We start from the raw sequence: 26,009 nt of genomic DNA on the forward strand, positions 1-26,009 counted from the left end.
AATAAATTATTTAATAAAAAGCTCTGTTTTAAATGTGTGTTGGTATATGCAATAGGTGAAGTTACTATAACAATTGGAGAGAATGAGCCGGTAATTGTTACAGAAGGAAACTTTATAGTTATGCCTGCTAACATTCCTCATGCATTAGAAGCAACTGAAAAATTTAAAATGATGTTAATAGTAGTAAAGGGTTAGTTATAAGAATCTTGAGAAATCAAGGTTCTTTTTTATATTAACAATTAACATAGCATCATTTTTTTTACTGATTGTATAGAGCTTAAACATATTAGAGAATGTTTAAGCTTTTTTATATTTTCTAATTAATAGCTTTATTATATAATGTTATTAATTTAATACGTAATTTTGTTTGGATTTTATTTAACATACTAAATATAAAAGGGGAGTTTTTATTGGAGAAAAAAATAAAAAGACTATTTATTTTTTCATTAACAATTATAGGAATTCTAGTAGTAGCAGCATTTATATTTGCATCTATGAAAGCAAATAGTATAAATGTAAAACAAAGTGAAAACTTAGTACAGGAATATTTTCAATTATTAAATGAGAAAAAGTATGATTTAATGTATGATAAGTTATCTGATGAAAGTAAAAATGAAATATCTAAAGATGAATTCATAGAAAGAAATAAAAATATTTATGAAGGAATAGGAGCCAAAAATATAACAATAGATAGTACAAAAGTGAAAGTAGATGGTAGTGATATCTTAGCAACATTTCAATGTAATATGAACACTATTGCAGGAAATCTAAATTTTAATAATACAATGGATATAAATAGAGTTCATGATGAGATTAAAGTAAATTGGTCTTCAAATTTAATTTTTCCTGAACTTAATAATGACTACAAAGTTAAAGTTCAAATAACAGAGTCTAGACGAGGCGATATTTTAGATAGAAATAATATTAGACTTGCCACTGATGATGATGTAGCTGAAATAGGAATTGTTATTGAAAAGCTTGGAGAAAATCAAAAAGAAGCCATAAATGAGATAGCAAAGACGTTAGAAATATCTAGTGAGTACATAGAGAAACAATTAAGTCAGTCATATGTTAAACCAAATATGTTTGTACCAATTAAAGTTGTTTCTTATAGTAATGATATAGTTAATAAAGCATCAAAAATTCCAGGTGTAGTCATAAAAGACAAGCCTTCAAGGATTTATCCATTAGAAGCTAAAGCAGCACATTTAATTGGATATATTCAAAATGTTACAGCAGAAGATTTAGAAAAAAATAGTGATAAGAATTATTCTGATTCATCAGTAATAGGGAAGGCTGGGCTAGAAGCAATATATGAGGATAGATTAAGAGGCATTGATGGAATAAAAATAAATATAGTTGATAAAAATTCAAATGAGATTAAAGTAATTTATAATAGGGAAATTAAAAATGGAGAGGATATAAAATTAACTATAGACAGTAATATTCAAGAAATCGCGTATGACGCTTTAGAAGATAACAAAGGAGCTACAGTAAGTATAAATCCTAATACCGGTGAGGTTTTAGCTCTTGTAAGTACACCAGCATATAATCCAAATGATTTTGTTCTTGGGCTGTCAACTGAGAAATGGAATGATCTAAATACTAATGAAAGTAAGCCATTATACAATAGATTTCAAAGTAATATAACTCCAGGATCAGCATTTAAACCTATTACAGCAGCTATAGGCATAGAAGAAAAAGTACTTGATCCTAATGAGGATAAAGGAATAGTAGGACTAAAGTGGCAAAAAGATGACTCATGGGGTGGATATAAGGTAACAAGGGTTCATGCTTATGAATTACCTGCTAATTTAGAGAATGCATTAATATTTTCTGATAATATATATTTTGCAAGAGTTGCATTAGATATAGGTGCAGAAAATTTTGAGAAAAAGCTAAAGGAATTTGGAATAGGTGAAAAAATTCCATTTGAATATGGTGTTTCAGTTTCTCAATTTTCATCGAAAGATGGAATTAACAATGAAATATTACTTGCTGATAGTGGATATGGACAAGGTGATATTTTAATGAATCCATTACAACTTTCTATGATGTATACAATGTTTACTAATGAGGGAGATATTTTAAAACCTTATTTAGAATATAAAGAAAGTCCTGAGAAAAGCATTTGGAAAGATAATGTTATTGCAAATGAAACCGCTAGAATTATATTAAATGATTTAGAAAGTGTAGTAAGTAAATTGAGCGGGACTGCACATGCACTGGCGGAACAAGGAATTAATATTGCAGCTAAAACAGGTACTGCTGAGATAAAGTTAGCTCAAGATGATAAAACAGGTACTGAGATAGGATGGGTAGTAGCAACCACAACAAATAAAGATAATAACATTTTAGTAACTACATTTGTAGAAGATGTAAAAGGCAAAGGTGGAAGTGGTTATGTAATTCCAATAGTAAAAAAAATAATACAAGAAGTGAAATAAACAGGAAAGTTTTCATTAAATCCATATTTATCGTGAAAAACCAAATTTTATGTTATACTAATAATAGTCATACTGCATATAAAAATGTAGTATGATTTTTTTAGTTTGTAGATAATGATTTACTAAACTTTGTAGAAAAAAGCTGGTAGCCAATTGACTTCCAGCTTCTAATGGTACCGTTTCTTATTTAGTAAAATATTTATTACTGTTAATTTAAAAAGTGAAAATTAAACTTAAAAATAGAGTAAAAGAATAAGGTAAATATATGAAACAATTAAAAAAACAATATATAATTATTATAGTAGCAATAATAGTAGGAATAAACATAGTAGGGACATTGTACTTTTTTAATAAACATGAACAGAACAAAAATTCAGATGACTTAAATCAATTGATAGAATCTTTTGTTGTAGATGATAATGATAATAAAAAAGAAATTTTAGATATGCAGGAGTTTATAAGTAAAAATCCTAATTTAGATAGAAGAAACATAGCTAAATTCCATCTCAATTTAACTAAATTATATATATTAGATTTATTTGATTGGGAAAATTTAGATGATGCTATAGATAATTTTGTAAAAACACAAATAGAATCAGGGTTATCAAAACAGTGGGATATTGCAGCGTGGTCTTATGCTGATATTTCACAGATATACATTGACTTTTATACATATGATATAGCTGAATCTTGCTTAGATAGAGCATTAAATTATGCAAGCAGATGTGAAATGGAAGAGTTTTTTTATGAATATTGTTATACAACATTAGCTATGATCTATGCAAGAACTAATCGTTCGGAATTAGCAATGGAATATTATAATAAAGCTTTAGAGCATGATAGCGAAAATAAAATAGAATATGAATCTATGGAACAAAGGCGAAAAATAGTTTTAGCTAGAATTTTATTAAATGAAAAAAAATATGATGAATGTAAGAAGAATTTAAATGAAATTAGAGAATATATACACAGTTATGAAACATATCCATCAAGAATACTATGGGTATCAGGAATACTATTTCCTTATCTAGAAATGCAAGCAAAAGTAGGACTTTTAACCCAAGACTATGATGGTCTTACTCATTATATGGATGAGATATTTACATATGCATTAATATACAATCAAAATAGTATATTATTAAATTTTCTTATTGATATTACTACTATGATTGATGAAGAAAATAGGTTTGATTTACCTATAGAAATAGAAAAAACTATTTCTAATTACACATTAAAACTAATCAGATTGTATCCTCAAGAATATCAATTAAGAAATATTCAAACTGGAGCTCATATGTATAATTCAAATGAAACTAATATTACACTTTTAATTCAGAAATATAAAATGAATGATTTATATAAGATAATTATTACTGCATCGTGTATTGTTGTAATAATAATAATAATTTTAGTATGTATGGTTAGATACAATGAAAAATCCAGTGTCATAGATGAATTATCTAAGTCATATAATCGTAGATATTTTAATAAGGTATATAGAAAAATTCAAAGGGAAAATGTATCCTTTGGAATACTTATGTATGATATTGATTATTTTAAACAGATAAATGATGGTAATGGACATGAAATTGGAGATAAAGTAATAAAAGAAATTGCTGAAATAATAATGGAATTATTAGATAGTAATTCAACACTTTTTAGATATGGCGGTGATGAATTTTGTATTATTAGTAAGAAGAAAACTTTAGAACAAATGATTTCACTTGCTGAATCAATTCATATTGTAACGGATCATATGAAATGTGCTGATGGTAAAGTTGAGATTACATTAAGTATTGGTGGTGCAGCAACAGAAAAGTCAGAAGATATCATGCCTCTTGTAGATAAGAACTTATATGAGGCAAAAAGAATGGGAAGGAACTGTGTTGTAGTTAAAAATAAAAGGTAATTTTAGTTATAACTACATTAATAGCAAAAGCTTTGAAGTTAACCTTAAAAATACATGAGACATACGTAATGAGTATTAATAAATAACAAAATATAGGAATAGTGATAATGAGCTAATGGACTTAAGGAATAATATTTCAAATCCATTAGCTCTTTTTATTGCACATAAAATTATATTAACAAAGCATTATACAACAACTTTATTCTATCAATATACTAGAATAAAATGAATACTATAATAAATGCAGGAAAATATATGGTTATACTTAGAAGTGAAGTAACTATATGGTATAATGGTAAGGTGGTAAAATTGAAAGAAAAGTAAGAAAATTTAAATAAATATTAATAGATATAGGTGGGTTATAAAATGAAAATAACTTTAGTTAATATAAAAGAAATAATAAATAAATATTCTATATTATTATCAAATTTGTTAACAATAGATGTGGAGATAGTTGATGATAAATTAGTAAGAGTTGCTGCAACAGGAATATATGAAAAAAGAATTGGAGAAAACATAAAAGATCAAGGTTATGTATATAAGAAGGCTTTAGATACAGGAAAAACATTAGTTATAGAAAATCCAGGAAAAGATAAATTATGTGATGAATGTAAAAAAAGAGGAAACTGCAATGAATTTATGGAAATATGTGTACCTATTAAATATGAAGAAACTACATTTGGAGTAATAGGTTTAGTATGTTCTAATGAAGGTCAAAAGGATAAATTGAAAAGCAATTTAGCTATTATGATTAAGTTTTTAGAACAAATAGCTGAATTTATTTCAATTAAAGTAATAGAACAAAATCAAATATTCGAAAATGAGAACAGTATTAAATTTTTCAAAGAAATAGTAAATTCTATAGATGATGGAATTATAACTGTAGATATAAAAAATGAAATTATAACAGCCAATAATAATGCATTAAAGTTATTAAAAGTTAAGCCAAGTATTGTAGGTAAAAAAGTTACTATAGAAGAAACAGATGAATATACTCCAAAAGGAGGTATTTATAATTTCAATATTGAGAATGAAAAATTTAAAATTATAGGAAAGGTAGTAGAAAACTATATCAATAATAAAGATTGTAACAAAATAATTATTTTTAAAGAACTAATTACTATTGAAGAAGAGTTAAAAAATAATAGTATTAACTGTGATTCAATAATTGGACAAGCAGATAATATAGTAGAACTTAAAAAGAAAATAAAAAAAGTCTCATATACTGATGCTACAATCTTAATTACAGGAGAAAGTGGCACAGGAAAAGAGTTAGTAGCTAGAGCAGTACATTCCGAAGGTAATAGAAAAAATATGCCATTTATAGCTATAAACTGTGGAGCTATTCCAGAAAATTTATTAGAAAGTGAACTTTTTGGATATGTTAAAGGTGCATTTTCAGGAGCAAGTTCTGGGGGAAGAATAGGAAAATTTGAACTTGCTAATAATGGGGTGATTTTTTTAGATGAAATAGGTGATATGCCGTTATATCTTCAAGTAAAAATTTTAAGAGTATTACAAGAAAAAACCATTGTAAAAATAGGTTCAAATAAGTTGATAAATTTAAATATAAGAGTAATAGCAGCTACAAATAAGAACTTAAAAAAACTAGTTGATGAAGGTAAATTTAGAGCAGATTTATATTATAGATTAAATATAATTCCTATTGAAGTTCCAAGCTTAAGGGATAGGGAAGATGATGTTGTATTAATAACTAAAATGTTAGTAGAAAAGTATAATGCAAGATGTAATAAGTATATACATACTATAGACAGGGAATTAATTAAAATATTTAAGGATTATAGTTGGCCAGGAAATATAAGAGAATTAGAAAATATAGTAGAATTTATGGTTAGCTTATCAGGTGAAAATGGGATACTTGAAAAATCTATGTTGCCAACATCATTTGTACAAAGTTATAATGAGGAACTTAAAAATAGAAATGATGAAATATGTATAGATGATGACATAATGACATTAAAGGAAATAGAAAAGATATATATTAAAAAAGCTTTAGCAAAGTATGGAAATTCAACGAAAAGTAAAATGAAAGTGGCAAAAAAATTAGGTATAGGAATAGCTACTCTTTATAGAAAAATAGAAGAATAAAATACAAATTATCATTATGATAAATTATATTTTATTATGTTAACTTTAGCTAACTAAAATAAGCTTAAAATCAGGCATATTACAGAATTTAACAGATACAATATATAGGTATATTGGTCTGTTATTTTTTTATGTTCCTTATTATTTTGATAAAAATAATTATCAAAATGATAATTACTTACTTTAAAAATAAAATAAGTGATTAAAATAATGCTGTTAAGCAAGGTATAGGGGGGATTTTTCATAAAAAATGAAAAAAATACTTCTCAGTTTTGGCAAGGTAATTGCTAAAGTAATAGTTAGTGGTGATATATAAATAAAATCATCAAACCAATGATATAAAATAATATTTTCATAAAAAGGCGGGGGAATAACTATGGATTTTAAAAACATTAAGGTAAGAGCAAAGGCTTATGAAGCAGACATGACAAAGTTTTTAAGGGATTTAATTGCTATCCCAGGAGAAAGTGCTAATGAAGAGCTAGTGATAAAAAGAATATCACAAGAAATGAAAAAACTTGGTTTTAATAAAGTTGAAATCGATAAAATGGGAAATGTTTTAGGATATATGGGAACTGGTAAAACTTTAATTGCCTATGATGCACATATTGATACAGTTGGAATAGGTGAGATGAGCAACTGGACATTTGATCCTTATAAAGGATATGAAACAGATGAAGAAATAGGTGGACGTGGAGCGTCTGACCAATTAGGAGGAATAGTTTCTGCAACTTATGGAGCTAAAATAATGAAAGATCTAGATCTTTTATCTGATAAGTACACAGTGTTAGTAACTGGTACAGTACAAGAAGAAGATTGTGATGGATTATGTTGGCAATATATCCACAATGAAGATAAGGTAAAACCAGAATTTGTTGTAATAACTGAACCAACTAATGGAAATATTTATAGAGGTCAACGTGGTCGTATGGAAATAAGAGTTGAAGTTAAGGGCGTATCTTGTCATGGTTCTGCTCCAGAACGTGGAGATAACGCAATTTATAAAATGGCGGATATATTACAAGAGGTTAGAGTATTAAATGATAATTTACACTATGATGAATTCTTAGGCAAAGGAACTGTAACCGTTTCAGAAGTGTTCTATAATTCACCATCTCGTTGTGCAGTAGCAGATATGTGTGCAATTTCTTTAGATCGTAGATTAACTGATGGAGAAACTTTTGAATCAGCATTAGAAGAAGTAAGAAATCTTCCATTTGCTAAAAAATATAATGCAAAAGTAACTATGTATAAATATGAAAGACCAAGTTGGACAAATCTTGTATATCCAACAGATTGTTATTTCCCAACTTGGGTAATACCAGAAGATGCACCAGCAACTAAAGCAATGGTTGAAGCTTATGAAGGCATGTATGGAAAACCACTAGTTGATAAATGGACATTCTCAACTAATGGAGTATCAATAATGGGTAGATATGGAATTCCATGTATAGGATTTGGACCAGGTAAAGAAGAAGAAGCACATGCTCCAAATGAAAAGACTTGGAAAGCTGATTTAGTAAGATGTGCTGCTGTATATGCTGCAGTACCAACAATCTATTGTAAAGATAAATAAAGCTATGTTTTAAGTAAATGCTGATATTATACTACAATATCAACACTATTAGAAACACAAGTTTTAATAAAAAATAAAGAAGAAATATTGGAGGATTTACAATGAGTATAATGGATAAATATATTGATAAATTAAATAAATTAAATTTTGAGAATATGCATGAGAATGATTTCATGCTAACTTGGGAGAAGTCTAATGATGAGCTTGAAGCTGTTTTTACAGTAGCAGAAGCTTTAAGAAAGTTAAGAGAAAATAATGTATCTCCAAAGATATTTGATAGTGGACTTGGAATTTCATTATTTAGGGATAATTCAACAAGAACAAGATTTAGTTTTGCATCTGCATGTAATCTTTTAGGTCTTGAAGTACAAGATTTAGATGAAGGTAAATCACAAGTGGCACATGGAGAAACAGTAAAAGAAACTGCTAACATGATTTCATTTATGGCAGATGTTATTGGTATTCGTGATGATATGTTTATAGGAAAAGGTCATACTTATATGCAAAATGTTTCAGAATATGTTAAAGAAGGTAATGAAAATGGAACATTAGAACAAAGACCAACACTTGTTAACTTACAATGTGATATAGACCATCCAACACAAGCAATGGCAGATACACTTCATTTAATAAACGAACTTGGTGGTGTTGAAAATTTAAAAGGTAAAAAAGTTGCTATGACTTGGGCTTATTCACCATCATATGGTAAGCCACTTTCAGTTCCACAAGGTATTATTGGATTATTAACTAGATTTGGAATGGATGTAGTATTAGCTCACCCAGAAGGTTATGAAGTTATGGGGGAAGTTGAAGAAGTTGCAAAGAAAAATGCAAAAGAATCAGGTGGATCATTTACAAAAACAAATTCTATGGAAGAAGCATTTAAAGATGCTGATATAGTATATCCAAAGAGCTGGGCCCCTTATATTGCAATGGAAAAAAGAACAGATTTATATGCAAAAGGAGATCAAGCTGGTATTGATGAACTAGAAAAAGAATTATTAAAACAAAATGCAGATCATATTGATTGGCAATGTACTGAGGAATTAATGAAGCTTACTAAAGATGGCAAGGCTATCTACATGCATTGTTTACCAGCAGATATTACAGGCGTAAGCTGTGAAGTTGGTGAAGTTGATGCTAGTGTATTTGATAGATATAGAAAATCATTATATAAAGAAGCAAGCTTTAAGCCATATATTATAGCTGCTATGATTTTCCTAAGTAAGGTTAAAAATCCTCAAGAAACTTTAGCTAAATTAGTTGAAAAAGATAAACCACGTCATTTTGAATAGAATTATATTTAGTTGAGAATTGAGAGTGGAAAGTGGAGAGTGAAGGAAAAATTCCAGCATGGAATTTTAAAATATATTATTTTAGAAAGTTTTTATACTTTCAACCAAAACTATCAACTCTCATCTTTCCACTCTCAACTAAAAAGGTGGCATAGCCACTTTGCTTTAAAACATAGATGTTGAGGTGAGAAATATGAAAAAGAAGATTGTAATTGCATTAGGCGGAAATGCATTAGGTAACACTTTAAAAGAACAGATGACTGCTATAAAAACTACTGCCAAAGCAATCGTTGATTTAATTGAAGATGGAAATGAAGTTGTTATTTCTCATGGAAATGGTCCACAAGTTGGAATGATAAATGTAGCTATGAGTGAACTTCATAAATTAGATCCTAAATATTCTATTTGTCCTATGTCAGTTTGTGTTGCTATGAGTCAAGGATATATAGGATATGATTTGCAAAATCAAATTAAAGAAGAATTATTAAATAGAAATATAAATAAGAATGTCTCAACTATTATTACACAAGTTGAAGTAGACTCAAAGGATAAGGCTTTTAAAAATCCAACTAAGCCAATAGGAAGTTTCATGACAAAGGAAGAAGCTGATATTGCTATTAAAAATGGAGATAATGTCATCGAGGATTCTGGTAGAGGTTATAGAAGAATAGTAGCATCGCCAAAACCAGTTAGTATTGTGGAAATAGGAACAATAAAGAGTTTAATTAAAGATGGCCAAGTTGTAATTGCTTGTGGTGGAGGTGGAATTCCTGTTATAAAAGAAGGAAATCACTTAAAAGGTGTAGGAGCTGTAATTGATAAAGATTTTGCAAGCTGTACACTTGCCAAAGAGCTTGATGCAGACTGTTTAATTATTTTAACTGCTGTTGAAAAAGTTGCTATAAATTTTGGTAAAGAAAATGAACAATGGTTAGCTGATGTTAATGTAACTGATATGAAAAAGTATTTAGAAGAAGGTCATTTTGCACCAGGTTCAATGAAACCAAAGGTAGAAGCTGGAATAGAGTTTGCCTCATCAAAAGAAGGTAGATATTCTTTGATTACTCTTCTTGAAAAAGCAAAGGATGGTATAACTGGAAAGACTGGTACTAGAATAAAGTATTAGTAGGCTTTAAATAAACATTAACTGGAGGGGTAAATAATGGAAAATATAGAGTGGAAAAAAAATCAACTACCTAAAACTAATAATGAAAATTTACTAGATTTCTTAAATAAAGATGAGATAAGTAAAGCTAGAGATTTTCATAAAAGTTTTCCTCAATATAAGGAAACACCATTAGTTAGTTTAGAAAATTTAAGTAAGGATATAGGATTAGGTGGTATTTATATAAAAGACGAATCATATAGATTTGGATTAAATGCATTTAAAGTGTTAGGTGGTTCTTTTGCCATGGCAAAATACATGGCACAAAAATTAAATAGAGATATATCTGAATTACCTTATGAAAAGTTAATTTCACCAGAGCTTAGAGAAGAACTTGGAGAAATTACATTTGTAACAGCTACAGATGGAAATCATGGAAGAGGAGTAGCTTGGACTGCCAATAAGTTAAAACAAAAATCAGTAGTTTATATGCCAAAAGGATCATCAAAAACAAGATTAGAAAATATAAGAAAAGAAGGAGCAGAAGCTTCTATAACTGATATGAATTATGATGATGCAGTAAGACTTGCAGCTAAATATGCAGATGAAAATAATGGAGTAGTTATACAAGATACTGCATGGGAAGGCTACGAAGAAATTCCAGCTTGGATAATGCAAGGATATGGAACTATGGGACTTGAAGCATTAAATCAATTAACTGAATATGGAGTTGAAAGACCAACTCATATATTTATACAAGCTGGTGTAGGTTCTTTAGCAGGTGCAATACAAGGATTCTTTGCTTCTGTATTTAAGGGGAACTGTCCTAAAACAGTAATAGTAGAATCAAACTTAGCAGATTGCTTATACAAATCAGCAAAAGCTAATGATGGAAATTTAATAGCTGTAGGCGGAGAAATGCAAACAATAATGGCTGGATTAGCTTGTGGAGAAGCAAATACAATTGGTTGGAAAGTTTTAAAAGAGTACTCTGACACATTTGTTTCATCACCAGATTATGTTGCAGCAAATGGTATGAGAATACTTGGTAATTCATTAAGAGGAGATAAAAAGGTTATTTCAGGTGAATCAGGTGCTGTTACTTCAGGATTACTTTATGAAATAATGAAAAATGATAAATATAAAGATTTAAAAGAATCATTAGAATTAGATGAAAATTCAAAAGTATTATTATTTAGTACAGAGGGAGATACAGATCCAGATAAGTATAAAGAGATAGTTTGGAGAGGCCAATATAATAAATAAAAAATTAAGTTAAAGAGGGTGGCACAATGCTATTAGTTGGGAATGGAAGGGTAATAACTCAAGATAATAAAGAACCCTATTTAGAAGATGGTTGTATTGCAATAAAAGACAATATGATACTAGAAGTTGGTAATACAGATGAGCTAAAAGCAAAATATAAATATTATGAGTTTATAGATGCAGAGGAAAAAGTTATAATGCCAGGATTAATAAATACTCATCATCATATATATAGCGCATTTGCAAGGGGACTAACATTAAATAATCCGCTATCAAAAAGTCTTGTTGATATTCTTGAAAATGTTTGGTGGAAAATAGATAAGAAGTTAACATTAGAAGATGTTAAATATAGTGCTTATACAACTTTAATTGAGTGTGTTAAAGATGGTGTTACAACTGTATTTGATCATCATGCTAGTCCTATGTCAGCAAGTAGAAGTTTATTTACTATAGCAGATGCAGCTACTCATTTAGGTATTAGAGGGGTTTATGCTTATGAAGTTTCCGATAGAGATGGAGAGAAAATTCTAAATGAAGGTATAGAAGAAAACGTTAACTTTATTAAGGCATCAAATGAAAGAGAAGATGATATGGTAAAAGGCATGTTTGGAATGCACGCTTCATTTACTCTTAGTGATGATAGTTTAAAAAAATGTGTTAATAGTTTGGAAGGCCTTGATATAGGATATCATATTCATGCAGCAGAAGGAATCGATGATTTAAATCATTGTTTAAAAAGCAGCAGCAAGAGAGTAATAGAGAGATTAAATGATTTTGGAATATTGGGAGAAAAAACAATATGTGCTCATTGCATTCACATAAATAAAAGGGAAATTGATATTTTAAAAGAAACTAATACTAATGTAGTTAATAATCCAGAATCAAATATGGGAAATGCTGTTGGGTGTGCCCCGGTAATAGAAATGATGAAAAATGAAGTAGTAGTTGGTCTTGGCACTGATGGATATACATCAGATATGTTTGAATCAATGAAGGTTGAAAATATAATTCATAAACACAATTTAAGTGATTCTAATGTAGGGTTTGTAGAAACTAATAAAATGCTATTTGAAAACAATAGAAATATAGCATCTAAGTATTTTAAAAAACCACTTGGAATATTAAAAGAAGGAGCATATGCTGATTTAATAATTGTTGATTATAATCCATTGACACCTATGAATGAAAATAATTTAAATGGTCATATAATGTTTGGTATGAGTGGAAGATGTGTGGATACAACAATAATTAATGGAAAAGTTATAATGCAAAATAGAAAAATTATGACATTAGATGAAAAAGAAACATTAAAAAAATCAAGAAAAGTAGCACGAAAATTATGGGAAAAATTAAAATAGTAGATTAATCTATATGAGGTTTTATAGGGGGAACAGTATTATGGCAAATTTAAAAGTTAATATACTCGGAATGGAGTTTGATAACCCAATATTCACAGCAGCGGGACCTGGTGCAAAGGATGGAGAATTATGTATTTTAGCAGTAAAGGGAGGTGCTGGTGGATTAGTTACAAAAACAATATCTGAAAAGCCAGCAGATGTTCCAAGACCTTGTATGGCAAAAACCAATGCAGGTTTTTTAAATACAGAACTTTGGTCAGAACTTCCAAAAGAGCAATGGATAGAAAAAGAATATAAAAGAGCAAAAGAAGCTGGAGTACCAATGATAATTAGTATGGGATATACTGCAGATCAAATAAAAAAAGTTGCACCTTTAGTAAAACCATATGCAGATGCTGTTGAGCTATCAACTCATTATGTTGGAACTGATATTGCTCCAATAGTTGATGCAATGAAAGCAGCAAAAGCAGCACTTGACTGTCCTGTATTTATGAAAATGAGTCCTCATACAGATATTCAAAAAATAGCTAAAGCATTAGAAGATGCAGGTGCAGATGGACTTGTAATGATAAATTCAGTAGGACCTTGTATGGCAATTGATGTGGAAACAGGATATCCAATTATGGGAAGTCAAACAGGATATGGATGGTTATCAGGTTCATCAGTAAAACCAGTAGCTATTAGAAATATTTATGATGCTTCTAAGGTAATAAAGATACCAATAATAGGAGTAGGAGGAATTACTTGTGGAAGAGATGCTGCTGAAATGTTAATGGCAGGAGCACAATCTGTACAAGTATGCACAGAAGCTATTTTAAAAGGACCAAGTATTTATGGAAAAATTGCTAAGGAATTAAACGACTTTTTAGATAGTCATGGATATAAAGATGTAAATGAGATAATAGGACTTGCTCATAAAAAATGTGAGGAAAGAAACTTCAGAACAGAGTCAATAGCACCTACTGTAAAAGAAGATGTTTGTATAAAATGTGGGATTTGTAAAACAAGTTGTGTATATGATGCAATAGAAGTTTCAAATAAGCTAATCATTGATAGTAAGAAATGTTTTGGATGTGGATTATGTGTAACTAGATGTCCTAAAAATGCATTATCAATGCAATATAATTAAAAGTAAAAGGAGAATTTATTATGAAGAAAATAATTAATACACCAAATGCACCAGAAGCAATTGGACCATATTCACAAGGAGTAATTATAGATAAGTTAGTATATACATCTGGTCAATTACCTATAAATCCAAAGACAAAGGTATTAGAAACAGAAATAAAAAAGGCAACTAAGCAAAGTATAGAAAATTGTAAAGCTATTTTGGAAGACGCAGGAACAAATCTTGACAATGTAATTAAAACTACAGTTTTTGTAAAAGATCTAAATGATTTTTCAGCTGTAAATGAAGTATACGCAAAATTTTTTACACAAAATTTCCCCGCAAGAAGTTGTGTGCAAATTGCTAAATTACCTATGGACGCTCCAGTAGAAATAGAAGTAATTGCTACATTATAATTAATATGATGAGNNCTCATCATATTAATTATAATAGGAATTTAACTATGTATAAAAATATATTAATTACAGGAAAAATACAGTGCGGAAAAAGCACATTAATTAACAAAATACTTGATGAATAATAAAGATACTAAAAATTATTAGGCACATGAAAGATAATAANNTTATTATCTTTCATGTGCCTTAATTATTAAACATTCTAAATTTAACATACCTTTTTACATTTCTTAATACATAAATTCACTTATAAAGCTAAAATTATCAAAGTGATAAAAATGTTATCTTTTTGATAATTTTAATAGATATCTTATAGAATAATATGCAATTTGATCATTTTAAATTACCAAAATGATAAAAATATATATGTTGAAAATTTAAATTTTCAATGAATATATAAACAATTACTTAAATTTTCAAAATTTTTCATTAGATAAGAAAAAATACGGTTAAATTAATTAATAAATAATAGAAAATTAGTGTAAAAACGCGAAAAAATCAAATCTAACTTTGGCATGAAATATGCTACTTACTAGTAATAAAATGAACATCAAAAATAAGTAAAATTTAAGGTAGTTCTTATATTACAGTTAAAAATACAGATAGTAGTAAGGTGAAAATATAAAAACAGTTAATTATAGTGAGAGATTTTAGATTTTTTTTATAATGGTGTAAATTTAGATATTACATAAGATAACGTTATCATAGGCGAAAAAGTGGATTATGAGATATTTATTAAATATAGAAAAATATAATGAGATTAACTTTAATAGAATTAATTGAAGGGATTTGAAAGTATGAGAGAAAAGGATGGGGCTAATTTAATACCTGCAGTTGATAAAAAAATACCTTTTTCAAAGGCATGGATATTTTCACTTCAACATGTAATGTCAATGTGTGCGGGTGCAGTAGCTGTTCCACTTATGATTGGAGAAGCAGCAGGTTTAAATGATTTAGAGATAGTTTTTCTTATAAATGCAGGGTTATTTATGGCTGGAATAGGTACTCTGATTCAAGGGTGTGGTCTAAAAAATATTGCAGGAGCTAAAATACCGGTTATAGAAGGTACAAGCTTTGCGGCAGTATCTGGAATTCTTGCAATTATTGCAGGAGCTCATGGTGATAAGCATCTGGCAATGACAACTGTTTTTGGATCAGTAATTATAGCAGGATTATTTTGTTTTATTATATCACCTGTGTTTGGTAAATTAATAAAATTTTTTCCAAAGGTAGTTACAGGAACAGTTGTGTTAGTAATAGGTATTTCTATAATGCCAGTAGGCATAAAATGGATAACTGGAGGAATAGCCAAACCAGCAACTACGCAAGAGGTGGGATTAGCATTAGCAGTTCTAGTTATAACTCTATTGTTATTTAAATATATAAAAGGAATTTGGAATAGTGCAGCAATACTTTTTTCTATAGTAATAGGAACTTTATTAGCTATGGTCTTCGGAATGGATGATTTTAGTAAAGTTAAAGATGCAGCTTGGTTTAGTTTAAATGTACCTTTAAAATTTGGAATGCCTACATTTAATATATCAGCAATAATTTCTATGATTCTAATAATGCTTGTTTTAATGACTGAATCAGTTGGAAACATGATAGCAATACATGAAATAACAGACAAGGAAGTTACTGAAGAAAATATAAGGAAAGGTTTAGCAGGAGATGGTATTTCAACATTTTTGGCAGGTATATTTAATACTTTTCCAATTACACCATTTGCTCAGAATACAGGTCTTGTTGGATTAACAAATATAAAATCTAGATTTATAGGCATTTATGCAGGAATAATTCTTTTAATATTAAGCTTTACACCAAAATTTGCTGCAACGATGGGTGCTATACCGAAGCCAGTACTAGGTGGTGTGGGATTTGCAATGTTTGGAATGGTTCTAGTTGGAGGAATAAAAACACTATCAAAAGTGAATTTCGATGGAAATAAAAATTCAGTAATAGTTGCTGTTAGTATAGGACTTTCAATGATACCATTAGCTAATTTAACGTTTTATGATAATTTTCCAACATGGGTGCAAACAATTTTTCATAGTGGGATAACTACAGGAAGTATATCTGCAATTTTATTAAATATATTTTTTAATGTAATAGGAAATGAGAATAAAGAAGAAACAGTAGTTAATAAAATTAAGGATGTATATATAGGTAACGAACCAGTAGAAATACATCAGTAAAACTAAATATAAAAATAGCAATTTAAAGTGGAAGTTAGTTATAAATTATAAGATAAAAAGTAAAATGGGTAATATTTAAAATTTGAATTATGAGGAGTGATAAGATTGTTTAAATTCATTCTTAATGGACAGGAAAAAAGTGTTGATGAAAATAAAAAGCTTTTAAAATATTTGAGAGATGATTGTAACATAACATCTGTAAAAAATGGATGTTCAGAGGGTGCATGTGGAACATGTATGGTTATAGTTGATGGAAAGGCTATTAAAGCATGTGTTCTTACTACAGAAAAGGTAAATGGTAAGACAATAACAACGATAGAGGGATTCACAGATAGAGAAAGAGAAGTATTTGCCTATGCATTTACTGAGGCTGGTGCAGTACAATGTGGATTCTGTATACCCGGAATGGTTATTAGTGCAAAGGCTTTATTTAATAGAAATTTAGAGCCAACAATGGAAGAAGTTAAGAAGGCTTTAATTGGAAATATATGCAGATGTACAGGATATGTAAAAATAGAAAAAGCTATTATGATGGCTGCTGAAATATTTAGAGAAAATAAAGAGGTTCCAAAAGTTCAATGTAAAGGTTTAGTAGGAGAACCTATGGCAAGAGTTGATGCTAAAGATAAAGCTTTGGGAATAGGAGAATATACAGATGATATAAAAATTGAAGGAATGCTTTATGGTGTAGCTTTAAGAAGTAAATATCCTAGGGCATTAGTAAAGAGTATAGATATATCTGAAGCAGAAAAAATTGAAGGGGTAATTAAAATTGTAACAGCAGAAGATATTCCAGGAAAAAGGTGTTTAGGACACCTTAAAAAAGACACTCCAGCTTTAATAAAGGTTGGAGAAGAAACAAGATATCTTGGAGATGCAATAGCTTTAGTTGCAGCAGAAACTGAGGAAATTGCAAGAGAAGCATTAAAACATATACAAGTGGATTTTAAAGAATTAAAACCGATATCATCTCCAGAAGAAGCAATGAAATCTAACGCTCCTAAAATACATGAAGGTGGAAATATTCTAGTTCATGAACATTTAGTAAGGGGAAATGCTGATGAGGCTATAAAGAATTCTAAATATGTTGTTACAAATAAATTTAAGGTTCCATTTACTGAACATGCCTTTTTAGAACCAGAGGCATCAGTTGCAGTTCCAGATGGAGAAGATGGATTAATAGTTTATACAGGAACTCAAAGTATATATGATGATTTTAGGGAAATAGGTTCATTATTAAATTTAGGAGAAGATAAGTTAAGGATTATTTCAAAATATGTAGGTGGAGGATTTGGTGGTAAGGAAGATATGAGCTGTCAACATCATACTGCACTACTTGCATATATTACTAAAAAACCAGTAAAAATGTGTCTTACAAGACAAGAAAGTATAATAGTTGATACCAAAAGACATGCTATGGAAATGGAATTTACAACAGCATGTGATGAAAATGGAAAATTAACTGCAATGAAAGCAGAAATAATAGCAGATACAGGAGCATATGCTTCTCTTGGAGGACCAGTTCTTCAAAGAGCATGTACTCATGCAGCAGGTCCATACAATTATCAAAATATGGTTGTAGATGGAATTGCTGTTTATACAAATAATACTCCAGGAGGAGCATTTAGAGGGTTTGGAGTAACTCAATCAGCATTTGCAACTGAATGTAACTTAAATCAGTTAGCAGAAATGGTAGGCATAGATCCATTTGAAATGAGAATGTTAAATGCAATAAGACCAGGTCAGGTTCTTCCAAATGGTCAAATTGCTGATGAGGGTACAGCTTTAGTTGAAACTTTAGAAGCTGTTAAAGATTTTTATTACAGCAATAAATATGCTGGAATAGCATGTGCATTTAAAAATGCAGGTATTGGTGTTGGATTACCCGATACAGGAAGATGTAAAGTAGGAGTAATAGATGGAAAAGTTCATATAAGGACTTCAGCAGCTTGTATGGGTCAAGGTGTAGGAACGGTAGTAGTACAAGTTGTTGGTGAAGTGTTAGGAATTCCAGCTTCACAAATAGTTTATGAAACTCCTGATACAAAAATAACTCCGGATTCAGGAACATCAACAGCTTCAAGACAAACAGTATTTACAGGAGAAGCTACAAGAATTGCAGCATTAAAATTAAAGGAAGCATTAAAAGGAAAAACATTAAAAGAATTAGAAGGAATAGAATTTTTTGGAGAATATTTAGGGGTTACAGATAAAATGGGTAGTCCTAAAGAAAATCCAGTAAGCCATGTTGCTTATGGATATGCAACTCAAGTTGTTGTTATTGATGAACAAGGGAAACTTAAAAAAGTAGTTGCAGCTCATGACGTAGGAAAGGCAATAAATCCTAAGAATGTAGAAGGACAAATTGAAGGCGGAGTTGTAATGGGATTGGGCTATGGATTAACAGAGGATTATATAATAGAAAATTCAGTTCCTAAAGTTAAATTTGGAACATTAGGACTTTTAAGAGCAACCCAAGTGCCAGAAATTACTCCTATTATAATAGAAAAAAATACACAAGAGTTATCTTTTGGAGCAAAGGGGGTTGGGGAAATTACCTGTATTCCAACAGCACCAGCAGCACAAGGAGCTTATTATAAATTAGATGGAATATTTAGAACAGAACTACCACTAAAAAATACTTTTTATAAGAAAGCAAAAAAATAATAAAGATGAGTTTCACCACTTAAAATTTTTTATGATAACTCATATGTTTTAGGTATGATAATAAGCATTGTAATTTACACTGTATATTTAGTGAAAGCAAAGAAATATAATTGATATAGAGAGAAAAATTAAGTGAGGTGATAATATGTCCTTATTAATAAAAAATGGAACAATAATAACTGCTAGTGATATTTATGAAGGAGATATTTATATAGAAGATGGTATTATAAAGGAAATTGGTATTAACATTATAAAAAAAGCAGATGAAATAATTGATGCTAAAGGTAAATATGTTATTCCAGGTGGAGTAGATGTTCATACTCATTTAAATTTAGATGTAGGAATTGCTGTTGCAAATGATGATTTTTATACAGGGACAGTAGCGGCTGCATGTGGAGGAACAACAACTATTGTAGACCATATGGGATTTGGTCCTAAAGGATGTAATTTGAAACATCAAATCGATGTTTATCATGGGTATGCAAAAGGGAATGCAGTAATAGATTATAGTTTTCATGGTGTTATTCAACATGTAAATGATAATATTATTAATGAGATGGAAAAAATAGTCGAGGAAGAAGGAGTACCTAGCTTTAAACTTTATTTAACTTATGATTATATGATTGATGATGAAGGTGTACTTAGAGTATTAAATAGGTTAAAAGAATTGCAAGGTATTGCAACTATTCATTGTGAAAATCATGGAAGTATAAAACTTTTAAGAGAGAGGTACGTTAGTAATGGACTTAAGAGTGTTAAGTATCACCCTTTAACTAGACCAGCTGAAAGTGAAGCAGAAGCTATTAATAGAATGATAAATATGGCATCGATAGTAGAAGATGCACCACTTTATATAGTTCATTTATCATCAGGATTAGGACTAGATTATATAAAAATGGCAAGAGAAAGAGGAGAAAAAGTATATGCAGAAACATGTCCTCAATACTTACTATTAGATGAAAGTAAATATGAACTTCCAAACGAGGAAGCATTAAAATATACAATTAGTCCTCCATTAAGATCTAAAGATGATATAGAAAAGTTATGGAAAGGAATTAATGACGGATATATACAAACAATAGCAACAGATCATTGTCCATTTTCTCTTAGTAAAGATAAGCAAAAGGGAAAAGATGATTTTACTAAATGTCCTAATGGGGCTCCGGGAATAGAAGAAAGAATTCCACTTATGTTTTCAGAAGGAGTTATGAAAGGGAGAATTAGCTTAAATAAATTTGTAGAGTTATGCTGTACAAATCCAGCTAAAATGTTTGGATTATATCCTAAAAAAGGGACTATACAGGCAGGTTCAGATGGAGATATAGTAATAATTGATCCAGAAAAGGAAGTTACATTAACAAACTCTAATTTACATTCTAATGTAGATTATTCTGCATATGAAGGGATAAAGGTAAAAGGCTATCCAGTAATAACTATTTCACGTGGTAAAATAATAGTTAAATATAATAAATTTATCGGGGAAAAGGGATATGGTAAATTTATTAAAAGATCAAAGGTAGATTTAAATAATATCTAAAACTATGACTAAGTATCACTAATTAGAAGAAATAATTCAATATATAGTATAAAATCACTGATAGCTAAAATAAGAGGTTGTCTCAAAATATATTTGAGACAACCTCTTATTCTAAATAGGTATTTATTTTTTATGGCTTTATTTAATTAATTTATTTAAGAGGTATTAATAGCTTGTTTTATTTTGATTATTTATCCACATTTTAAATGCAGCCATGCAATTTGATTTATCGATTTGTTCTAAATCTAAAACTTTTTTATCAGTGCAGTCAGCCTTTAGGAAGTTTAATATATGCTCATCTCTAAATCCTATATCAGCCGCATCTTTAACAGTGCAACCATAATAAACTTTTGATATGTTAGCCCATATTATTGCTGACATACACATTGGACATGGCTCAGATGTTGTATATAATTCACACCCAGTTAAATCAAATGTAGATAGTTTGCTACAGGCTTGTCTTATTGCATTCATTTCTCCATGAGCTGTGGGATCATTGGTACTAATAACTGTATTATTGGCAAGAGCTATTATCTCTCCATCTTTTACAATTGCAGCACCAAAAGGTCCACCTTCTAAATTCAACATGCCTTCTTTACACTTTTTCACACATAAATCCATTATATCTTTTTTTTGCATTTGAACATCCTCCATAATATGATTGAGTTTTATTAAAACTCTCTTTAGATGTAAACTAGAATTAATTAACATTAATAGCAAATTTTATGCCATAAAGTAGCTTTTGATATTTTAAAATTAAATTTTAATTTAACACTCTATTATTTGAAACTTGTGTATTTATGGTGTTTTAAAATGAAATACGAAGTTCCTAATTTGTTAATTAAAATAAGTTTATAAAATTAGTATTATCAAAACGATAAATTAATTTATCGTTTTGATAATGATAACAAAGAGTTTACAGCTAATAATATGTAATTTAATAATTTAAAATTACCAAAATGATAATAATATATATGATAAAAATTAAAATTAAAAATAATAGTGTAAACAATTACTTATATTTGCTAAAAATTTTTTATTATATCAAAAAAAATATATTTAAATTAATTAATAAATAATAGAAATTTAGTACAAAAGCACGAAAAAACTATAAATTTAATTTTGGCATGAGATATGCTACATACTAGTATTAAAAGGAGTATTACAAAAAATATATTATGATATTGAAATATTCCAATAAACAAGTACATTTTATTTGAAGCTATGTTAAAATATAGCAATAAAATATAATTCTATGCTATGTAAATTTTATGGAGGTGTAATATGACAAATAATATAGTCGGAAATAGCATAATTAGATTTGATGCTATGGCTAAAGTTACTGGTAAAGCAAAGTATGTAGATGACTTTTTTATAAGCGATATGCTTGTAGGAAAAGTTTTAAGAAGTCCTTATGCTCATGCCATAGTTAAAAATATATATACTAGTAAGGCAAAGAAATTAGAAGGGGTAGAAGCAGTTATTACACATGAAGATTTACCCAAAATTAAATTTGCTACGGCTGGTCATCCATGGTCATTAGATCCAAGTCATAGAGATATAGAGGATAGATTAATTCTTACTAATAAAGCTAGATTTGTTGGAGATGCCATTGCAGCTGTTATAGCTGTAGATGAAATAGTGGCAGCAAAAGCTTTAGAACTTATAGAGGTTGATTATGAAGTTCTTGAACCAATAGTAGATAGTGAAGATGCTTTAAAAGAAAATGCGCCAATAATTCATGAAGAAAGACCTAATAATATTTTAAGTTCTTTTGGATCAGAAATTGGAAATGTAGAAGAAGACTTAAAAAAGGCAGATAGAATATTTGAAGGAAATTTTGAAACAAGTATAGTTCAACATTGCCATATGGAAAATCATAGTACTTATGCTTACGTAGATGGTGAAGATCGTATAGTAATAGTTTCTTCAACTCAAATTCCTCATATTGTAAGAAGAATTGTTGGACAATCATTAGGAATCCAATGGGGTAAGATAAAAGTTATTAAACCTTATGTTGGTGGAGGGTTTGGAAATAAGCAAGATGTAGTTATTGAACCATTAACGGCCGCTATGTCTCTTGCTGTAGATGGAAGACCAGTAAGATATACATTAGATAGAGAAGAATGTTTTATTGATACAAGGACAAGACATTCTATGAAAATTAAATTTAAAACAGCAGTATCAAAAGATGGAAAATTAATATCATTAGATATAAAAAACCTTATAAATAATGGGGCTTATGCATCTCACGGTCATTCTGTTGCTTTGAGTGCTGGAGGAAAATTTAGAGGCGTATATGATTTTAATTCAATAAAATATAGCCCTACAACAGTTTATACAAATTTACCTGCAGCAGGTGCAATGAGGGGATATGGAGCACCTCAAATGTGCTATGCACTAGAAAGTCATATAGAAGATATTTGTAGAGCTCTTAATATGGATCCTATAGAATTTAGAATTAAAAATTTTATTACTGAAGGTTATGTTGAACCTCTTAGTAAAAATGTAGTTCGTGCATTTGCATTACCAGAATGTATTGAAAAAGGAAAAGAACTAATTAAATGGGATGAGAAAAAGAAAGAATATAAGAATCAAAGTGGAGATAAAAGAAGAGGCGTAGGCATGGCTTGCTTTAGTTATTTCACAGGCACTCATCCAGTAGCATTAGAACCTGCTGGAGCAAGAATAGTAATGAATCAAGATGGATCAGTTCAATTGCAAATAGGAGCAACTGAAATAGGACAAGGTAGTGATACAGTTTTTGGACAAATGGTAGCAGAAATTCTTGGATTAAAAATAGATATGGTACATGTAATTTCAAATCAAGATACAGATATAACTCCTTTTGATACTGGTTCATATGCATCAAGACAAACATTTGTAAGTGGAGCTGCAGTTAAAAAATGTGCATTAGAAGTTAGAGATAAAGTATTAGCATTTGCAAGTAGTAAATGTGGTTTAGAAGCTAGTGAATTAGATATTGTAGATTGCCAAATTGTTGAAAAAAGATTGGGTAGAGTAATATGTTCACTTGAGGAAATTGCTATGGAATCATATTATGATAGGATTAAATGTTGTCCTATAACTAGTGATACATCAGTTAATGTTAGAGTTAATGCAATAGCTTATGGTGCTACATTTGCAGTAGTAGAAGTTGATATTAAAACAGGTAAAATAGAAGTTTTGGAAATATATAATATTCATGATTCTGGTATGATTATGAATCCTATGTTAGCTGAGGGACAAGTTCATGGTGGAGTAAGTATGGGACTTGGATATGCCTTATCAGAACAAATGTTATTCGATAAGAAGACTGGTAAGCCATTAAATAATAACCTTTTAGATTATAAATTACAAACAATAATGGATACTCCGACTATTGGTTCAGCTTTTATTCAAAGATATGAACCAGCAGGTGGATTTGGACAAAAGTCTATTGGAGAAAACACAACAGTTTCACCAGCACCAGCAATTCGTAATGCTGTTTTAGATGCTACAGGAGTGTCATTTAATAAAATACCGATGAATCCACAATCTGTTTTTGAAAAATTTAAGGAAGTTGGATTAGTGTAATTTAAGGAGGACTTAAAATGTTTGATATTAAGGAGATATTAGAGCCAGAAAATTTAGAAGATGCATTGGAATTATTAGATAAAAATAAAGAACTTAAGATAATAGCAGGAGGTACAGATGTTTTAATAAAATTGCATCATCATAGAATGAAAGATGCAGAATTATTGAGCCTTAGGAGAATAAGAGGTATTGATGAAATTAGAATATTAGAAGATGGATCAATAGAAATTGGTGCAATGGCGTCATTCTCAAAGATATTTAGAGATGATATTATACAAAAACACATAAAAGTTTTGGCAGAAGGTGCAGTTTCCATGGGAGGACCACAGGTTAGAAATATGGCTACCATAGGTGGAAACGTTTGTAATGGCGCTGTTTCAGCAGATAGTGCACCAGCATTATTTTCACTGAATGCTAAATTAAAATTAAAAAGTAAAAATAGCGAAAGAATTATTCCTATACAGGAATTTTATAAAGGACCAGGTAAAGTAGATATAAAAGTTGATGAAATATTAACTCATTTAATAATAAAAAAAGAGGATTATGAGAACTTAATAGGTCATTATATAAAGTTTAGTAATAGAAAAGCTATGGATATAGCTATGGTCAGTGTAGCAGTTGTATCTTTAATTGAAAATGACAAGTTTAAAGATTTAAGGATTGCATTAGGAGTATCAGCTCCAACTCCAATAAGATGTAGTGAAGCTGAAACTTATGCTAAAGGACTTGAAATAACTGAAGAAAATATTGAAAAGATTGCTAAGCTTGCAGTAAACTCATCAAAATCAAGAAATTCATGGCGTGCATCTAAGGATTTTAGAGAGCATCTAATTAAAGAGTTAACTAAAAGAGGAATAAAAAAGACTATAGAAATAGAGGGAGAAAAAGAAAATGAGTAATGCAAAAATGAAAAAAATATCAATGATAGTAAATGATAAATCTTATGCATTAGAAGTTGATATAAGAGAATCTTTACTTGACGTTTTAAGAAATAAAATACATTGTACAGGTGTAAAGTGTGGATGTCATGTTGGCGAGTGTGGGGCTTGCACTGTATTAATAGATGGAGTGCCTACTGATTCTTGTATATATATGGCAGTTTGGGCAAATGGAAAGAGTATCGTAACAATTGAAGGTGTTAAAAAGGATGGCAAATTATCAAAAGTTCAACAAGCTTTTATTGATGAAGGTGCTGTCCAATGCGGATTTTGCACACCAGGACTAGTGTTAACGTCTACAGCTCTTGTTAATAGTGGAAAAAAATATACTGATGCTGAAATAAAAAGAGAGATTTCAGGGCATTTATGCCGTTGTACAGGATATCAAAAAATATTTAATGCAACTAAGAAATCTTTACAAAAATAATTAAGATGAAAGTTTTTAATATAGATTGAAAATTAAATATGCAAGAGATAAAAGCAGTAAGGACAATATAAAGGTTTTTG

General features: G+C 29.3%; 18 protein-coding genes. 17 read left to right on the plus strand and 1 reads right to left on the minus strand.

Annotated elements, in window-relative coordinates; genetic code table 11:
- Nucleotides 1–39 precede the first annotated feature (39 nt).
- From NG918_RS03260 to hydA, 14 genes are all read left to right on the plus strand, one after another.
- Complete coding sequence (locus tag NG918_RS03260) at nucleotides 40–195, plus strand: cupin domain-containing protein (protein ID WP_252224506.1); 156 nt, start codon at nucleotides 40–42, stop codon at nucleotides 193–195.
- Nucleotides 196–410: 215 nt separating this feature from the next.
- Nucleotides 411–2,447, plus strand: coding sequence for a penicillin-binding transpeptidase domain-containing protein (locus NG918_RS03265; protein ID WP_252214573.1), 2,037 nt, complete (start codon nucleotides 411–413; stop codon nucleotides 2,445–2,447).
- 265 nt (nucleotides 2,448–2,712) lie between these two features.
- Nucleotides 2,713–4,356, plus strand: a complete 1,644-nt coding sequence (locus NG918_RS03270) for a tetratricopeptide repeat-containing diguanylate cyclase (RefSeq protein WP_252214576.1) — start codon at nucleotides 2,713–2,715, stop codon at nucleotides 4,354–4,356.
- 366 nt (nucleotides 4,357–4,722) lie between these two features.
- Entirely contained in the window at nucleotides 4,723–6,465 is a 1,743-nt protein-coding gene (locus NG918_RS03275; protein WP_252214579.1) for a sigma-54-dependent Fis family transcriptional regulator, read from the plus strand.
- A 376-nt stretch (nucleotides 6,466–6,841) separates the two neighbouring features.
- Entirely contained in the window at nucleotides 6,842–8,041 is a 1,200-nt protein-coding gene (locus NG918_RS03280) for a YgeY family selenium metabolism-linked hydrolase (protein WP_252214582.1), read from the plus strand.
- Between the two features lie 101 nt (nucleotides 8,042–8,142).
- Nucleotides 8,143–9,336 carry a knotted carbamoyltransferase YgeW gene (gene ygeW, locus NG918_RS03285; RefSeq protein WP_252214585.1) on the plus strand — a complete coding sequence of 398 codons (1,194 nt, stop codon included), beginning with the start codon at nucleotides 8,143–8,145 and terminating at the stop codon, nucleotides 9,334–9,336.
- A 193-nt stretch (nucleotides 9,337–9,529) separates the two neighbouring features.
- Nucleotides 9,530–10,462 carry a carbamate kinase gene (gene arcC, locus NG918_RS03290; RefSeq protein ID WP_252224515.1) on the plus strand — a complete coding sequence of 311 codons (933 nt, stop codon included), beginning with the start codon at nucleotides 9,530–9,532 and terminating at the stop codon, nucleotides 10,460–10,462.
- 36 nt (nucleotides 10,463–10,498) lie between these two features.
- On the plus strand, nucleotides 10,499–11,707 hold the full coding sequence (dpaL, locus tag NG918_RS03295) for a diaminopropionate ammonia-lyase (RefSeq protein WP_252214588.1): 1,209 nt from the start codon (nucleotides 10,499–10,501) through the stop codon (nucleotides 11,705–11,707).
- 26 nt (nucleotides 11,708–11,733) lie between these two features.
- Complete coding sequence (gene ssnA / locus NG918_RS03300) at nucleotides 11,734–13,065, plus strand: putative aminohydrolase SsnA (protein ID WP_252214589.1); 1,332 nt, start codon at nucleotides 11,734–11,736, stop codon at nucleotides 13,063–13,065.
- A gap of 40 nt (nucleotides 13,066–13,105) precedes the next feature.
- Nucleotides 13,106–14,194 carry a 4Fe-4S binding protein gene (locus NG918_RS03305; protein ID WP_252214590.1) on the plus strand — a complete coding sequence of 363 codons (1,089 nt, stop codon included), beginning with the start codon at nucleotides 13,106–13,108 and terminating at the stop codon, nucleotides 14,192–14,194.
- A 20-nt stretch (nucleotides 14,195–14,214) separates the two neighbouring features.
- Entirely contained in the window at nucleotides 14,215–14,589 is a 375-nt protein-coding gene (locus tag NG918_RS03310) for a RidA family protein (RefSeq protein ID WP_252214591.1), read from the plus strand.
- A gap of 797 nt (nucleotides 14,590–15,386) precedes the next feature.
- On the plus strand, nucleotides 15,387–16,784 hold the full coding sequence (locus tag NG918_RS03315) for a nucleobase:cation symporter-2 family protein (protein ID WP_252214592.1): 1,398 nt from the start codon (nucleotides 15,387–15,389) through the stop codon (nucleotides 16,782–16,784).
- A gap of 105 nt (nucleotides 16,785–16,889) precedes the next feature.
- Entirely contained in the window at nucleotides 16,890–19,451 is a 2,562-nt protein-coding gene (xdh, locus tag NG918_RS03320) for a selenium-dependent xanthine dehydrogenase (RefSeq protein ID WP_252214594.1), read from the plus strand.
- A gap of 145 nt (nucleotides 19,452–19,596) precedes the next feature.
- Entirely contained in the window at nucleotides 19,597–20,988 is a 1,392-nt protein-coding gene (gene hydA, locus NG918_RS03325; RefSeq protein ID WP_252214596.1) for a dihydropyrimidinase, read from the plus strand.
- Nucleotides 20,989–21,153: 165 nt separating this feature from the next.
- Here hydA and NG918_RS03330 read toward each other — a convergent pair whose 3' ends face one another.
- A complete protein-coding gene (locus NG918_RS03330) occupies nucleotides 21,154–21,627 on the minus strand; it encodes a nucleoside deaminase (RefSeq protein WP_286673938.1) in 474 nt (157 codons plus the stop codon).
- 645 nt (nucleotides 21,628–22,272) lie between these two features.
- Between NG918_RS03330 and xdhA the strand changes: the two genes are divergently transcribed.
- From xdhA to xdhC, 3 genes are read left to right on the plus strand one after another with little or no spacing between them, the layout of a single operon-like run.
- Complete coding sequence (xdhA, locus tag NG918_RS03335; RefSeq protein WP_252224522.1) at nucleotides 22,273–24,564, plus strand: xanthine dehydrogenase molybdenum-binding subunit XdhA; 2,292 nt, start codon at nucleotides 22,273–22,275, stop codon at nucleotides 24,562–24,564.
- Nucleotides 24,565–24,581: 17 nt separating this feature from the next.
- Complete coding sequence (gene xdhB, locus NG918_RS03340; protein WP_252224525.1) at nucleotides 24,582–25,463, plus strand: xanthine dehydrogenase FAD-binding subunit XdhB; 882 nt, start codon at nucleotides 24,582–24,584, stop codon at nucleotides 25,461–25,463.
- Nucleotides 25,456–25,929 (plus strand): xanthine dehydrogenase subunit XdhC, encoded by a 474-nt coding sequence (gene xdhC, locus NG918_RS03345; RefSeq protein WP_252214603.1) that lies wholly within the window; start codon nucleotides 25,456–25,458, stop codon nucleotides 25,927–25,929. The genes xdhB and xdhC overlap by 8 nt, the downstream gene beginning before the upstream one ends.
- Nucleotides 25,930–26,009: the final 80 nt, after the last annotated feature.

Source organism: Clostridium sp. ZBS2 (genome assembly GCF_023845855.1).
GTDB lineage: Bacteria > Bacillota > Clostridia > Clostridiales > Clostridiaceae > Clostridium > Clostridium aquiflavi.